The organism is Caulobacter sp. AVps16 (assembly GCF_058681455.1).
On sequence record NZ_CM178739.1, the window covers coordinates 617,468 to 632,319 of the forward strand.

Below are 14,852 nucleotides of genomic sequence, written 5' to 3' on the forward strand. Positions count from 1 at the left end.
CCCGAAGCGCAGGATACCCCGAGAAGGTCAGTCCGGCCCTTGAGCGGCCTGCGACGGATCAGCGCGGGCGCGGGCGTGACTGAAAATTGCCAGCCAACTGTTCTGACATCAAACAGGCGTTCGCTCTGCGCGCGCGGCGCGTTGCACAGACCGGTCCTGACCGGTAGCTTCTCCCGCATAACAAGAAGCCTTCGGGAGAGCAGGTTCTATGCAGGGGTTGATGCAGCACGGGGCTTTGACGGTCGACAAGATCATCGACCACGCCGCTCAGTGGCACGGTAGCCGCGAGATCGTCACGCGGTCGGTCGAGGGGCCGATCGTACGGACGACGTATGGTGCCATCCGCGATCGCGCCAAGCGAGTGTCCAACGCTCTGCTGTCGCTGGGGATCAAGCCGGGCGACCGCGTCGCGACCCTGGCCTGGAACACTGGCCGGCACATGGAAGCCTGGTATGGCATCATGGGCATCGGGGCGGTGTGCCACACCCTGAACCCGCGCCTGTTCCCCGAGCAGATCGCCTGGATCGCCGACCATGCCGGCGACCGGGTGCTGTTCACCGACCTGACCTTCCTGCCGATCGTGGCAGCGATCCTGCCCAAGGTTCCCAGCATCGAGCACGTGGTCGTCTTCACCGATGGCCAGCACATGCCGGCCTTTGCGCCAGCCAGCGAGGCACCGCACTTCAAGGGCGTTCACTGCTTCGAGACCCTGGTCGACAGCCACGGCGCCGACTGCGCCTGGGGCGGTTTCGACGAAGGTACGGCGGCCGGGCTCTGCTACACTTCGGGGACCACGGGCGATCCCAAGGGGGTGATGTATTCGCATCGCTCCAATTTCCTGCACACCTTCATCACCCTGCAGCCTGACGTGATGGGACTGTCGCAGCGCGACACCATCCTGCCCGTGGTGCCGATGTTCCATGCCAATGCCTGGGGTGTGGCGTTCTCGGCGCCGGCCACCGGCTGCAAGATGGTGCTGCCTGGTGCCAAGATGGACGGCGCGTCCATCTATGAACTGCTGGACAGTGAGGGGGTCACCTTCTCGGCGGCCGTGCCGACCGTCTGGCAGATGCTGTTGCAGCACCTGCGCGACAACGACCTGAAACTGCCTGTTCTAAAGAAGGTGGTGATCGGCGGCGCGGCCTGTCCTGAGCACATCATTCGCGCCTTCCAGGAAGATTACGACGTCGAGGTCGTGCACGCTTGGGGGATGACCGAAACCTCGCCGGTCGGCACCCTGTCTGTGCTGACGGACGAACTGGTCAAGCTGCCCTACGACCAGCAGATGCCCTATCGCCTCAAGCAGGGCCGCCCCCCCTTGGGTGTCGAGCTGAAGTTGACCGATGACGCCGGCCAGCGCCTGCCGCACGACGGCAAGAGCTTCGGCAATCTGAAGATCAAGGGGCCGACCATCGCCGGTGCCTATTTCCGGGGTGCGGGCGGCAATATCCTCGACGACGAGGGCTTCTTTGACACCGGCGACGTGGCCACGATCGACGGTCACGGCTTCATGCAGATCACTGACCGCGCCAAGGACGTCGTGAAGTCCGGCGGCGAGTGGATCAGCACCATCGAGATCGAGAATATCGCTGCGGGGCATCCCAAGGCGGCCCTGGCGGCGGTGATCGGCGTGCCCCATCCCAAGTGGGACGAACGACCGATACTGCTGATCAAGCTGAAGGACGGTGAGACCGCCACCCGCGAAGAGTTCCTCGAGTTCCTGCAGGGCAAGATCGCCAAGTGGTGGATGCCCGATGACGTGCTGTTCGTCGACGATATCCCGCTGGGTGCCACCGGCAAGATCGACAAGAAACTGATCCGCCAGCGCCTGAAGGACTATGTCCTGCCGACCGCTTCTCCACCTCCGGCCACCCCGACCTTGGCGGCGGCGGATGGTAGCCAGGCTGCCCGGATCTATGCGCCAGATCCTGTAGAAACGCCGCCCGACGTGGAGGCGATCGCCTCGGGGGAGCTTGAGGCCGGGTCGGTTCACGTCGAAACCGTCCCGGCCGCCATCGCTCTGACTCCTGTCCTCGCGGTTGAAGCCGAGGATTTGCCGCCGCCTGAGGATCTGGGCGAGCTTCTGGCCGGGCCCGAGGCCGAGCCGGTCAGCCTGCTGGCCGATGAGGCCGCTGAGGAACAGCCTCTGCGGCTCCATGAGCCCGTTGCTGAACCGACCCCGGTCGCCACGCCGGTCGCGGCCCTGGCCGAGGATCTGCCCTTTGCGGTTCCTCTGACGCCGGGTGATCGTCGCCGGGCCAAGGCTGCGGAGACCAAGACCGCAGCCCGGGCCGGCAAGGCACCGGGCTGGGTGCCGCTGTTCCTGGACCTGGCCCTGCTGATTGCCCTGGTCCCAGGCCTGCTGGTCGCGGTGGGGGCTCTGGGGGTCAAGTTTGGCCTGCTGGACCTGCCGCTCGGTTACAACCTGATGGCTCAGGACTGGGCCCCGAAGATCGCCTATCTGGGCGTGGCCACTGGGGCCCTGTCGCTGATCATCGCCCTGATGGTCGGCTTCGGGATCTTCTGGAAGCGTGTGGTGCTGATCCTGGTGATCACCATCGCGACGATCGCCACCATGGTGGGGGTCAATGCCGTGGGCGGCCAGGCCCCGCCTGTGCATGACGTCGCCACCGACTGGAAGACACCCCTGGACTTCTCTGATGCGGCCCTGGCCGCACGCGGGAGCTCGTCCCAGGCGGTCGAGGCTGATCCCAGCCTGCCTGTGGGTTCGGTCGTGTTTGCGGGCCGCCGGGTCGCCGATGTCAATGCCGAGACCTGCCCCGTCGCACGGCCCCTGGTGGTGGAACGGACGCCGGCCGATGCCTATGAGGCGGCCAAGGCTGCGGTTCTGGCCTCGGGCCTGACCCTGATCACGGATGATCCGATGGACGGGCGGCTGGAGGCGACGGGCCGGAGCTACTGGTACGGTCTGGTCGACGATCTGGTGGTCCGGGTCCGTCCTGATGCCGCCGGGGCCCGGGTCGACATGCGTTCGATCGGTCGCGAAGGCGGAACGGACCTGGGACGCAACTGCCGGCGCATCCAGGGTCTCCTCACCGCTATCAAGGGTTAGGTTTCAGGCCAGGCTGTAGACGGCGGCCAGGTCCGGCGCGCCGTCGCAGTGCACGCGGCCGTCACGGACCAGCTGTTGCAGGTGGGCCAGGACCGACATGGCCGCCGCCGGGTGAAGCCTCGGATCCACGGCGGCGTAGAGGACCGGCACCATGGCCTGGATCCGGTCATGGCCGGAGGCGAGGGCGTTGAGGATCTGGGCCTCGCGGTCCCGACGGTGCGCGACATAGGCGTCAATGAAGGGCGTCACGTCCCGTACCGGTGAGCCGTGGGTGGGCCAGAGGGTGTCAAAGCCCCGTGCCCTGACCTTGTCCAGGCTCGCGAAATAGTCGCCCATATTGCCATCGGGCGGTGTGATCACCGTGGTTGACCAACCCATGATGTGATCGCCGCTGAACAAGGCATTCTCTTCTTTCAGCGCGAAACAGACGTGGTTGGAGGTGTGGCCCGGCGTGGTGATCGCCTCCAGCGTCCAGCCGGGTCCCTCGAGGATCTGGCCGTCGGTCAGTTCGACCTCGGGTTTGAAACGGCTGTCTGGGCCTTCCTCCATGCCATCATGGCTCTCGACCGCCAGTGCCGCGGGCGCGCGGCCATAGATCGTCGCCCCCGTGGCCTCGGCCAGGGGGCGGGCGAGGGGGGAGTGGTCCAGATGGTGGTGGGTGAGCAGGATGTGGGTCACACGCTCCCCATCGAGCGCCGCCAGCAGGGCGTCGAGATGCTCGGCGAGCTCCGGGCCAGGGTCAATGACCGCCACCTCACCCCTGCCGATGATGTAGACCCCGGTGCCGGTATAGGTGAAGGGGCCCGGGTTTCGGGCGATGACCCGCCGGATCAATGGCGAGACCTGGTCGCAACGGCCGTACTCGAATTCGATCTCGCGAACGAAGGGGATCATCACGGTCTCCGGCGCCGGTCTTGCGGGGCAGCCCTCCAGTAACCCCGGGAGGACGTGCCATGGTGGCGGACGCGGCGATTTTTGTCTCAAAACGGCTTCAGCGCGTGGCCTTCGCCATTCTGTGTCTTGTCATGGTTCAGTTCGCCCTGGCCAGTTGTGAAGCCGAGCCCTCGGCGATGGCCGCACGGGTTTCGAACTAGCCACACTCTATAACCGTAAGGCGTCTTAAGCCGGGGGCCCGTGCCAGTTTCAGGCGGGCAGGACTCCGGACAGATCATAGCCTGCGTCAGCGCCCTGGCGAACCAGGGTCTCGCGGTCACTATCCCCCGACAGGGCCTGGCCGATCGACCAGGTGACGATCGAGCGGGTCCCCGAACGACAGAAGGCCAGGATCGGGCCGGCAGCCGAGGCAACAGCCTCCTGGACTGCGGCGACCTGGTCAGGTCCAGGGCTGCCGCGCACCGGAATATGCACATAATCCAGTCCAGCGGCCCGAGCCGCTGCCTCGATGGTCGCGCCTGAGGGCTGGCCGGGGTCTTCGCCGTCGGGGCGATTGTTGATCACCAGAACGAATCCCTCGGCCGCAGCGCGGGCCATGTCAGCCTCCGTCACCTGCGGGCTGACGGACAGGGAATCTGTGACGCGTCGAAAGTCGCTCATGGGGGCTCGCTCAGTTCGCTGGTCAGCCGCGTCTCTTCGGGCTCGACCTCGAGGGTATCATCACGAGCCCGCAGCGCTGTGGCAATGTGCATTTAGGCCTGAATGTGCCCTTGAAGTGACCAGTTTCGGGAATCATTCATTAAAACTTCATCGGAAATGGGGTGGAAAACACCGTTTTTCTAGCAAAAGCCTGTGAAGCGTTTCTGCAAAGTCAAGGTTGCCGAGGTCGAATTTGCCGCGATGCACAACCTTGAGATAGCATCGTTCACCGACTGGGCCTTTCCGGAATTAGGCAGCTATACCAGACACATAGGTTAAGGCGGGCCGATGATTTGGGTTGATGCGGCGTTTGGTCCAAGCCCCTTTGGTCAGAAAGAGGTCAGCCTGTTGCGTTTATGCGACAGCAGGACGCGATGTGGGTTACGAGCTTGTAATGCCAATTGACCCAAAACTGTCATGGCTCCTAACGTCCCGCCAACCGGGGAAATGTTTTCCGGGACACCAGTAATCTCGTGGTGCACTTGGCGCGGATTTCCGCGCACGCCGGACGAAAGTTTTCTTCAGGGGCCCGTCCGGTCGTCGCGCTGCATCACGCATGAGGGGATAAGATGAACATGAATTCCACAAAGGGTAGCGTTCGCGCACGTCTTCTGACGTCGACGCTGCTGGCAGGCCTCGCGTCGGTCGCGGCGCCGCTGGCCATCACGGCCGTCGCCACGGCCGTCCCGACCCTGGCAAGCGCCCAGGACTATACGAGCGGCGCCCTCGCCGGCACCGTGCTGGACGGCAGCGGTGCGCCGATCGCCGGCGCCGCCGTGACCGTGAAGTCGAACGCCCAGGGCTTCACCCGTTCGTTCACCACCGACGGTAGCGGCCAGTTCCGCAGCCCGGCCCTGCCGGCCGGTACCTACACCGTCTCGATCAGCAAGGACGGCTTCCAGCCGACCACTGACGGCGCCCTGAACGTCAAGGCCGGCGGTGAAGCCGGTTACAACTTCACCCTGGCCTCGGCCGACTCGACCGTTTCGGAAGTCGTCGTCACCGCCACCGCCAACCCGCAACTCGACTTCTCGCAGACCACGACCGGTCTCTCGATCGACGTCGAAGAGCTGCAAAAGCAGGTTCCGATCGGCCGCAACATCACGGCCCTGACCCTGCTGGCCCCCGGCACCGTCGAAGGTTCGTCGACCAACTTCCGCGGTCAGACCTCGATCAGCGGCGCCTCGGTCGCTGAAAACGCGTTCTTCCTGAACGGCCTGAACATCACGAACTTCGACAACTACATCGGCGCGTCGACCGTGCCGTTCGAGTTCTACAAGTCCGTTGAAGTGAAGACCGGCGGTTACGCCGCTGAATACGGCCGCGCCACCGGCGGTATCGTCAACGCCGTGTCGAAGTCGGGTTCCAACGACTTCACCTTCGCCGTTCACGGCAACTGGTCGCCGAACAGCCTGGGCGAAGCCCAGAAGGACACCTACCAGACCCGCGGCAAGCTGCGCGAAGTCGAAAACAAGGACGTCGTCTTTGAAGTCGGCGGTCCGATCATCGAAGATCGCCTGTTCTTCTACGGTCTGGCCCAGCTGCGCGACAACAAGTCGGTCAACGCCTCCAAGGCCGCCGGCTCGATCAACACCGACGTCGCCCGCGACCCCTTCTACGGCCTGAAGCTGGACGGTTACATCACCGACCGTCAGCACCTGGAATTCACGCTGATCGACACCCAGCGCGTCACCAAGCGTTCCAGCCGCGCCTATACCTATAGCGCCACTGGCACCGCCGACACCTACGGCGCTGTCCTGCCGGGCACCCGCTTTGAAGACGGCGCCACCAGCTACGTCGCCAAGTACACCGGCAGCTTCACCGACTGGCTGACCCTGTCGGCCGCCTACGGCCTGAACAAGGACCGCAACGCCACCAAGTCGGCCCTGACGGGCTCGCCGCTGGTGCAGTCGTCGATCCGCGCCGGCTCGCCCGCCGCGACCGCGACCCGCCGGGTCAGCTTCCAGAACACGGCCAGCCAGGACGCACCGCGCACCACCACGCGCGAATTCTACCGCGCTGACGCCGACATCTATGTCAGCCTGCTGGGCGATCACCACATCCGCGCCGGTTTCGACCGCGAAGATCTGACCCTGATCCACCAGTCGCAGCGCAACGGCGGTGGCAACTACGTCTATCGTGAAGGTTCGGCCACCGATCCGCGCGGCGTTGCCGCCGGTCGTTACTATCTGGACGTCCGCACCTTCATCGGCGGCGGCTCCTACACGGCTCGCAACCAGGCCATCTACCTGCAAGACTCGTGGGATGTCCTGCCGAACCTGACCCTGAACCTGGGCGTTCGCCGCGACCAGTTCCAGAACCGCGGCATCGATGTCGGCGGCGTCAAGGGCGGCGTGTTCGTTGACTTCGACAACGAAATCGCCTTCCGCCTGGGCGCGACCTGGGATCCGACCAACGACGGCACCAACAAGATCTTCGCCAACTACGGCCGCTACTATCTGCCGGTCGCGACGAACACCTCGTACCGTCAGGCCTCGGCCATCCTCGACCAAAGCTCGTTCTTCCTGCTGCCGGCTGGCTTCCAGCTGTACGTCCCGGGCACGACCACGGTTAACACCGCCCAGGTCAACCCGATCTCGGGCCTGCCGCTGGCCGGCATTGGCACCCAGATCACCGGCTTCGCCAACTCGGCCATCTGTCTGCCGGGCGGCGTCGGTACGGCGGGCGTTCGGGGTTGTACGGTTCGTAACAACGGCACGATCCAGCCGTTCGTCTCGAACATCAGCCGCAACCTGAAGTCGACCGCTGATGACGAATACATCCTCGGTTACGAACACCGCTTCGACTCGCTGTGGAAAGCCGGCGCTACGCTGACCTTCCGCAAGTCGCTGCGCGCCGCCGATGACGTGTCGGTCGACTACGCTGTCCAGGCCTATTGTAAGGAAAAGGGCATCAAGGGCTGCGAAGACGTGTTCAGCGGCTTCCACCAGTACACGATCATCAATCCGGGCCTGGCCCAGACGATCGTCCTGTCGGACCCGCTGCCGGGTGAAACCGCTGTCCGCACCATCACCTTCAGCGCCGAGCAGCTGAAGTACCCGAAGGTCGATCGCCAGTACATCGCCCTGCAAATGCAGTTCGACCGTGCGTTCGACGGCAAGTGGGCTCTGAACGGTTCGTACACCCTCTCGGAATCGAAGGGTAACTACGAAGGCTACGTGAAGACCGACTACGCCGGTGGCCAGACCGACGCCGGCATCACCGCCGACTTCGACACCCCCGGCCTGACCGAAGGTGCCTATGGTCTGCTCCCCAACCACCGGGCGCACGTCCTGAAGCTGTACGGTTCGTACCAGGTGACCGACAGCTTCCTGGTCGGTGCCAACGGTTTGGTGACCTCGGGCCGCAAGTACGGCTGCATGGGCTTCAACCCGAACGATCCGATCCTGAACTCGGCCTATGGCGCTCTGTCGCACTACTGCAACGGCGTTTCCTCGCCGCGCGGTTCGGTGTTCAGCGACCCCTGGACCTATCGCCTCGACCTGTCGGCTCGCTACACGGTTCCGTCGTTCGGCTTCCTGCCGGAAAACGGCCTGACCCTGCGCGCAGACGTCTTCAACGTGTTCAACACGCGCAAGACCGTCGAAACCAACGAGTTCGGCGAACTGGACAGCGGCGCGGTCAACGTCAACTATCGCGCCCCGCTGGCCTATATGACCCCGCGTTCGGTGCGTCTGGGCTTCGATCTGGTCTTCTAAACAGACCTGATCAACGACCAAGTCAGGGGGCAGGCCGCAAGGCCTGCCCCTTTTCTTTGGGCTGATGCTCTTGCCGAGCGACAAAAAAGAAAGGGCGGAGACCGAGGTCTCCGCCCTTTCTTTCTGTGCAGCGCCGCTCGCCTCAGGCCGGATGTCCACCATAGGCGTCGAGGAACGGCCGCATGTGGGCTTCATAACGTCGCCAGGCCCCGATGCCGCGGACATTCAGCGGTTGCCGAACCTGGCTGGAGCTGGAGGTCGTCACGGCCCGTTCGGTCAGGTGGAAGTCGCGAACACCGGACTGGAAGGGCAAGCCGCAGTGCTCGAGGATACGGGCGATCCAGGTCTCGGGATCCTGAACAAGGTCCTCATAGGGCACGGTGAGGATCGCCTCGGGGAACTGCGCGCTCCAGTGCGCATGCAGGCGATCCTCGTCGGCAAAATGGGCCGCGATATCGTCCAGGGACCAACTCCAGTTCAGGCCGCTGACGAAATGGCTCCGGAAGCAGGAGAAGGCCGTATCCACCGGGTCGCGCCGGAGCCAGACGAACTTGGCGCCCGGCAGAACGTGATGGATCAGCCCGACCATGCGGGTGTGGCTGAGGGTCTTGTCGACAATCCGGCCCTCGGGTCCGAAGCGTTCGTCCAGGAGGTGCAGATAGACCCGGCCAAACAGGGTCCAGACATGTTCGCTCCCCGGGAAGAAGGCCAGGCGTGACACATCGGAAGGCGTGTAGCCGCCGAGCGCCATGGTCGCGGCCCCGAACAGATTGAGTTCGGCCCCGTCCTTGACCCCGCTATGGCTGGCCAGGATCTGCTCGACCAGGGTCGTGCCGGAGCGCGGCAGGCCCAGAACAAAGATCGGCCGGTCGCTGTCGGCAGTGCTGGGCGGCAGCTTGGCCAGGCTCTCGCGCGTGAAGCCGGCGATCACCTGGTCGACGAAGTCGCGTGATGCGGCGAGGTTGGGCGGGTTCAGGGCCCGGGCGGCCCGGGCTCCGGTCTTATAGGCCTCGAAGGCGGCCTCGACCTCACCGGCGTCGTCCAGGGCCTTGGCCAGTGCATAGTAGAGCCCGCTGGGCGTGGCGTCGCCCGTGGCCAGGATCAGGGCCTGCAGGGTGGCGATGTCCGGATCATCGGCTGTAAAGCGCTTCAGGTCGGCGATGGCGAGCCAGGCGGCGCTGATGAGGGCCGGGGCCGGGTCGAGGTCCAGGACGGTGCGAAGATCGGCCAGGGCGGCTTCGGTCTTGCCCAGTTGTGCCTGGCAGGTGCCCAGCAGAAGGTGCAGGCGAGCATCCCGGGGCGCATTGGGCAGGAAGGCGCGGGTCGCCTTCTCGGCCCCTTCGATGCGACCGCATTCCGCGAGCAGAGCCCCATAGGCCAGACGCCGCTCGACGTCATAGGGCTTGAGGGCCACATACCGGCGGCTGGCGGCCAGAGCGACGGAGACCTCGCCCACGGTGGCGGCCAGACGCGCCACGGCCCCCCAGTCATCGCCGAGGGGGGCGTCTTCGGCATTCAGGCGGGCCAGGAGGCCGGCGGCATAGTCGCGGTCACGCGCCTGAAAGGCGCGCACGGCCTCGGCCAGGAGGTCAGAGGCGCTCGGGGTCATGGCAGGCTATCCGGATCTGGGTCGTGAGAGCGGCTGACGGGGGGCGACGCCATAGCGCCGTCCCCCGTCCACGTCGAGGTCTAGTGGATCGGCGTATCGGCCAGCACCGAGGCACCGCCGGGCGCAGCGCGAAGTCGGGCGGTCGCGAGGTCGTCGAGAATGGCCTCCGCGCGAGGGTCTCCCAGGATCCAGGCCGAAGCCGCCAGGGTCCGCATGGAGGTCGAGCTGACGCCGAGGGCGCGTTCAAAGGCTTCCAACGGTGACTGCCCGCCATTCATCGGCTTGAGCCGGACCTCACCCTTCAGATTGGCCAGGCTCTTGGCCTTGTCGACCGCCTGATAGAAGCCCCCCAACTCGTCGACCAGGCCCAGCTGCTTGGCCTGTTCTCCGGTCCAGACCCGGCCCTTGGCGATCTCGCGCACGCGCTCGGGCGGCAATTTGCGGCCTTCGGCGACCCGGGTGATGAAACCGGCATAGATGCGGTCCATCCAGCCGGCGAACTTGGCGCGCTGGTCATCGGTGAAGCCCTCGCCACTTCCGAAAGCGCCGGCATAGTCACCGCCGACCTGCACCTGGCGGGTGTCGACGCCGAAGCGGGCCAGGGCGTCACCGATGGCGAACTTGCCGCCATAGACCCCGATCGAGCCGGTCAGGGTGGTGGGTTCGGCAATGATCGACGAGGCCGCGCTGCTGATCCAGTAGCCGCCCGAGGCGGCATAGGTGCCCATGCTGACCACTACCGGCTTGCCGGCGGCCTTGGCGGCCTTGACGGCGGCCAGGATCTGCTCGGAGGCGGTGTCGGACCCGCCGGGCGAGGAAACCCGGAAGACGATGGCCTTGACGTCCTTGTCGGCCGCCGCGTCGTAAAGGGCCTTGGCCACGTCGTCGGAATAGACGGTGGATTCGCCACCGAACGGCGAGGCCGAGCCGCTGGTGCCGGTGACGATCGGACCCTCGGCTCCGATCACGGCAATGGCCGGGCCAGTCTTGGTCGTCGGCCGCTTTGAGCGGGCGGCATAGTCATCGAAATCGATCAGCTTGGCACCCTTGCCGGCGCGTGACAGGGCCAGGGTCTGGACGTCATGAACCTGACCGACGCGGTCGATCAGGCCCTTGGCCTGGGCTTCCTGGGCGCTGTAGGGACCGGCCTCAAGGTCGCGGATCAGGACCGCGGGATCCTTCATGCGGTCGGCGGCGGCCGTGGTCAGGGCCGTGCGATAGACCGAGCCCATCCAGGAGAGGGCCGACTCCCGGTGGGCCGGGGTGTAGTCGCTGTAGAGGTAGGGATTGACGGCGTTCTTGTACTCATGGCGCTGCTCGTACTCGGCCTTGACGCCGTACTTGTCGAAGAAGCGCTTGAAGAACATCGCCTCGCTGGCGACGCCGACCGCCTGGAACGAACTGTCGGGCTGCATCCAGTATTCGCTGGAGGCCGCGCCCAGCATATAGGTCGAGGTCACCATGCCAGAGGGATAGAGGCCCTGGCTGTGGGCGTAGATCGGCTTCTTGCCGACGGTGCGGAAATGCTTGAAGGCCAGCCGCAGTTCGTCAGCCGTGGCCGGGGCAATGCCGCCCTCGGGCAAACGTACGAACAGCGCCTTGACCTTGTCGTCGCTCTCGGCCCGACGCAGGGTCTCGATGACCGACATCACTGAGCCGCCACCGCCGCCGCTGAAGGCGGCGAAGGGGTTCTGGGCCGCTTGATCGGTCAGGCCGCCGCGCAGGTCCAGATGCAGGACCGAATGGGCGGGAACCGGCGCGGGGCGCGCGGCTCCGGCGGCCATGACGATCAGCAGGAAGGGTACGCCGACCAGGAACAACACCAGGCCGACGAATACGCCGGCCACGGTCAGGAGGAACTGCTTCATCGACGATCCCGCTTGCAAACTCCGCGCAGGCTAACGGCAGTCGCGCCGCCGTACAAATGAACTGCGCGCAACGCAGGCGATAAGCCGCACGTCACGGAAACAAAAAGGATTTTGAAACGGGAGAAGATGGTCGGAGTGGCAGGATTTGAACCTGCGACCCCTGCGTCCCGAACGCAGTGCTCTACCAGACTGAGCCACACTCCGACTTGGAGGGCGGCTTATAGAGACGCGATCGCTCTGTCGCAAGGGTCAAATCAGGCCCGTGAAAAAGAAGTTGAAAGCGCCGTTGCATCCTGCCGACTCCTGCGCTATCTCCACCGCCTCGTCGGGCCCGGAAGGGCTAGGCCGTTCCTGCTGGGGAATGGTGTAATGGTAACACTCCGGTTTTTGGTACCGTCATTCTAGGTTCGAGTCCTAGTTCCCCAGCCACTACTTTTCAAAGGCTTAGCTCGTCCCTTCGGGGGACTCGCAGGCAGTTTTTACAGCGGCCTTTACAATCTCGGCCCTGGCTCTGTTCTCGCGCATCCGTCGGACGATGGCCAAGCCAATGGCCTGGCCGCTGATATAGCGGCGCCGGATCTCTCCGACCGCGTCCGGTTTCCAGCCCAGAATGGTGGCGATGTCTTCGTCTTCCAGGCCGCCATGGACCATGAAATTGGTGGCCGCCGTGCCGCGCATGTCGTGGATGCGCAGGTGCTGGATGCCGGTGACGGCGTCTGGTCCGCGCTCGGCCTGCGCCGCAGCCAGCGCCTTTCGCTTGGCTGCTTGAATCGCGCCTTCAACACCGCCTTCAGACCACGGCCGGCCACGGGAAGAGTTCAGAACCGTGACCGAGTCATAACGCGGCAGGGCGTCGAGTATGGCCCGCAGCGGGTCGGTGATCGGAATCACGACCGTGCGCTTGCGATTGGATTTTCCGGTTTGGAAGACGATGGCATCTCGCCCCACCGCGCTCCAGTTCAGCCTCCGCAGGTCGCCAAGTCGCAGGCCTGTGTGAATCGCCACCTGCACCAGGCTGGCAAAGGCAGGGGTTGCGTACTTGAGGAGGATTTCCAGATGCTGGGCCTCCCAGATGAGCGCCGAGCGATCCGGGGGTGTATAAAGACTTCTGACGTCGGCGATCGGGTTGCTCGACAGTTCGCCGCGATCCACCGCCCACAGGATGACTTTCGACAGGGCACCCAGCAATTGATCGGCCGTCTTGGGGGTTGCTGACCGTCTGTCGCGCCATTTGATCAGAATTTGGCGCGCCTGCTTGCTCTCCAGCGCCCGAATGTCCAAGGCACCCAGGTCCTCTCTGATCTTGTCCAGGTAGCCCCGCATGTCCTGCTTGGTGCGCGGCGCGCCGGCCATAGCCTGCAGGGCGATTAGGTAGCGGGTAATCAGGTCATCGAGGGTGACGGTCTCGGCGCTGGTGTAGGAAAGGTCCTTTAAGGCCAGGATGGCGTCCGGCGCAGCCTTGGCGACGAGTCGGGCCAGTTCATCGTCACTGCGCGCCTTGACCCTCAGAATTCGGGGGCCGCCGCGCCAAGCGTACCAATATTCTGAAACTGAGGTTTTTGAGTGCGACGTCACCCGATGCACGCCGGGAAGCAGCTTTCTAAGGGGAACGGAACCTTTCAAGGGCAGCCTCCGGGTCTTCTGGGCCGCCGACACCGTTGACGGTCTGCTGAGATCTTCAGGGTGCCGATCCCGTCATGATGTGTGTCCAGGGCGTGCAAGGCGTACCGGTTGTAGTGCCTGAACACGCCATCTTTGACCGTCCCCGAGCCTGGTGAACCCGGGAGTGCTTGGGTACGGCGGTATAGGCCGCAGCCTCTTCCGCAGTCAGTGCGCGGCTGAAGAACAAAGGTGCTCATGGTCCGCTTCCCTCCAACGCGCGGAAGCCGGTCGTGGCCTTGACTGTCCGTGTTTCGGTCAGCTGGTCGCTGTGCGGGATGCGGACGGCGTTGTCAGGGATCGAGGCGGGCAGGGCGCTCATGCGACCGGCTCTGCGGCCGGGCACCGCAATGGCCGGCCGGCGACGTAATGGGCCGAAATCTGGGCTGATGGCTGGGTCAGCGTCGATCTGGACGGGGGTGACAGGAAAGGCATTCGTCGCGCTCCCTTCGGTGGACCGTTTCGCGATCGCTGAGATTGACGCAAAAGGTAAGCTCGAAAAGCGAAACACGTCCAGATTGTATTAACTCGCTTCTGGCGTGATTGGCCAAGGCGGAAGCAAGGGGAGGGCGCCAAAGCGGTCCTGTGATGCCCCCGGTCAAGTCTTGGCGCGCGACGCAGCCGTGCCCAGGCGGCTATAGTGATCTCCCTACTCGAACAGGAGCCGCCATGACCCAGATCCCCACGCTTGACGGTCCCCGCGCGTTGCCGATCTCGGGCGGTCCGGCCAAATCCTTGGTGATCTTCCTGCACGGCTACGGGTCGAACGGCGCGGACCTGATCGACCTGGCGCCCTACTGGGCAAGGGCCTTGCCCGACACGCTGTTCCTCTCGCCCGACGCGCCGCAGCCCTGCGACGGCGTTCCCTATGGTCGGCAATGGTGGCCCCTGACCAGCCTGACGCCGGCAGCGCGGGCGGCGGGGGTCCGCGTCTCGGCCCCGGCCCTGAACGCCTATATCGACGCCCAGCTCGCCGCCCATGGCCTTAGCGAGGACAGGGTGGCCTTGGTTGGATTCAGCCAGGGCACGATGATGGCGCTGCATGTCGGCCCGCGCCGGGCCAAGGGCCTGGCCGGCATCATCGGCTTCTCCGGCATGCTGGCCGACCCGGACGCCTTGGCCGCCGAGGTCGTGACCAAGCCGCCCATTCTCCTGGTCCACGGCGACCGCGACGACGTCCTGCCCGTCGAAGCGCTGCATCAGGCCCAAATCCGGCTCAAGGGCCTGGACTTCGACGTCGCAGCCCACGTTTCGCCAGGTCTTGGCCACAGCATCGATGAGCCCGGCCTCCAGCTCGGCGCGCGTTTCCTGATCGACCGCCTCGCCTGAGG

The 14,852-nt window shown here is 65.1% G+C and carries 8 protein-coding genes, 2 tRNA genes and 2 pseudogenes; 5 read left to right on the top strand and 7 right to left on the bottom strand.

Annotation, left to right across the window (positions count from 1 at the left end):
• The first annotated feature begins 208 nt into the window (after nucleotides 1-208).
• A complete protein-coding gene (locus ACW17U_RS02985; protein WP_492054792.1) occupies nucleotides 209-3,073 on the top strand; it encodes a long-chain-fatty-acid--CoA ligase in 2,865 nt (954 codons plus the stop codon).
• Between the two features lie 3 nt (nucleotides 3,074-3,076).
• Here the strand turns inward: ACW17U_RS02985 and ACW17U_RS02990 are convergent, their stop codons facing one another.
• On the bottom strand, nucleotides 3,077-3,967 hold the full coding sequence (locus ACW17U_RS02990; RefSeq protein ID WP_492054793.1) for an MBL fold metallo-hydrolase: 891 nt from the start codon (nucleotides 3,965-3,967) through the stop codon (nucleotides 3,077-3,079).
• Nucleotides 3,968-4,026: 59 nt separating this feature from the next.
• Between ACW17U_RS02990 and ACW17U_RS02995 the strand changes: the two genes are divergently transcribed.
• Complete coding sequence (locus tag ACW17U_RS02995; protein WP_166504245.1) at nucleotides 4,027-4,167, top strand: hypothetical protein; 141 nt, start codon at nucleotides 4,027-4,029, stop codon at nucleotides 4,165-4,167.
• A 49-nt stretch (nucleotides 4,168-4,216) separates the two neighbouring features.
• Here ACW17U_RS02995 and ACW17U_RS03000 read toward each other — a convergent pair whose 3' ends face one another.
• Entirely contained in the window at nucleotides 4,217-4,627 is a 411-nt protein-coding gene (locus ACW17U_RS03000; protein WP_062148369.1) for a TIGR01244 family sulfur transferase, read from the bottom strand.
• A 614-nt stretch (nucleotides 4,628-5,241) separates the two neighbouring features.
• Between ACW17U_RS03000 and ACW17U_RS03005 the strand changes: the two genes are divergently transcribed.
• Nucleotides 5,242-8,385: a TonB-dependent receptor gene (locus ACW17U_RS03005; protein WP_492054794.1), complete on the top strand. Its 3,144-nt coding sequence runs from the start codon at nucleotides 5,242-5,244 to the stop codon at nucleotides 8,383-8,385.
• 142 nt (nucleotides 8,386-8,527) lie between these two features.
• On the opposite strand, the pseudogene ACW17U_RS03010 reads toward ACW17U_RS03005, so the two are convergent.
• From ACW17U_RS03010 to ACW17U_RS03025, 4 genes and pseudogenes are all read right to left on the bottom strand, one after another.
• Nucleotides 8,528-9,250 (bottom strand): annotated as a pseudogene (locus tag ACW17U_RS03010) (sulfotransferase family protein); the annotation flags it as partial.
• 372 nt (nucleotides 9,251-9,622) lie between these two features.
• Nucleotides 9,623-9,994: pseudogene (locus ACW17U_RS03015) on the bottom strand (hypothetical protein); the annotation flags it as partial.
• A gap of 80 nt (nucleotides 9,995-10,074) precedes the next feature.
• The gene (gene sppA, locus ACW17U_RS03020; protein ID WP_062148362.1) at nucleotides 10,075-11,862 is read right to left on the bottom strand and encodes a signal peptide peptidase SppA; all 1,788 of its coding nucleotides are present in this window, start codon (nucleotides 11,860-11,862) and stop codon (nucleotides 10,075-10,077) included.
• 127 nt (nucleotides 11,863-11,989) lie between these two features.
• Nucleotides 11,990-12,066, bottom strand: a tRNA-Pro gene (locus tag ACW17U_RS03025).
• Between the two features lie 151 nt (nucleotides 12,067-12,217).
• Here ACW17U_RS03025 and ACW17U_RS03030 point away from each other — a divergent pair.
• A tRNA-Gln gene (locus tag ACW17U_RS03030) sits at nucleotides 12,218-12,291 on the top strand.
• A gap of 15 nt (nucleotides 12,292-12,306) precedes the next feature.
• On the opposite strand, the gene ACW17U_RS03035 is transcribed toward ACW17U_RS03030, so the two are convergent.
• Nucleotides 12,307-13,485 carry a tyrosine-type recombinase/integrase gene (locus tag ACW17U_RS03035; RefSeq protein ID WP_492054795.1) on the bottom strand — a complete coding sequence of 393 codons (1,179 nt, stop codon included), beginning with the start codon at nucleotides 13,483-13,485 and terminating at the stop codon, nucleotides 12,307-12,309.
• 705 nt (nucleotides 13,486-14,190) lie between these two features.
• On the opposite strand from ACW17U_RS03035, the gene ACW17U_RS03040 reads away from it, so the two are divergent.
• The gene (locus tag ACW17U_RS03040; protein WP_492054796.1) at nucleotides 14,191-14,850 is read left to right on the top strand and encodes an alpha/beta hydrolase; all 660 of its coding nucleotides are present in this window, start codon (nucleotides 14,191-14,193) and stop codon (nucleotides 14,848-14,850) included.
• Nucleotides 14,851-14,852: the final 2 nt, after the last annotated feature.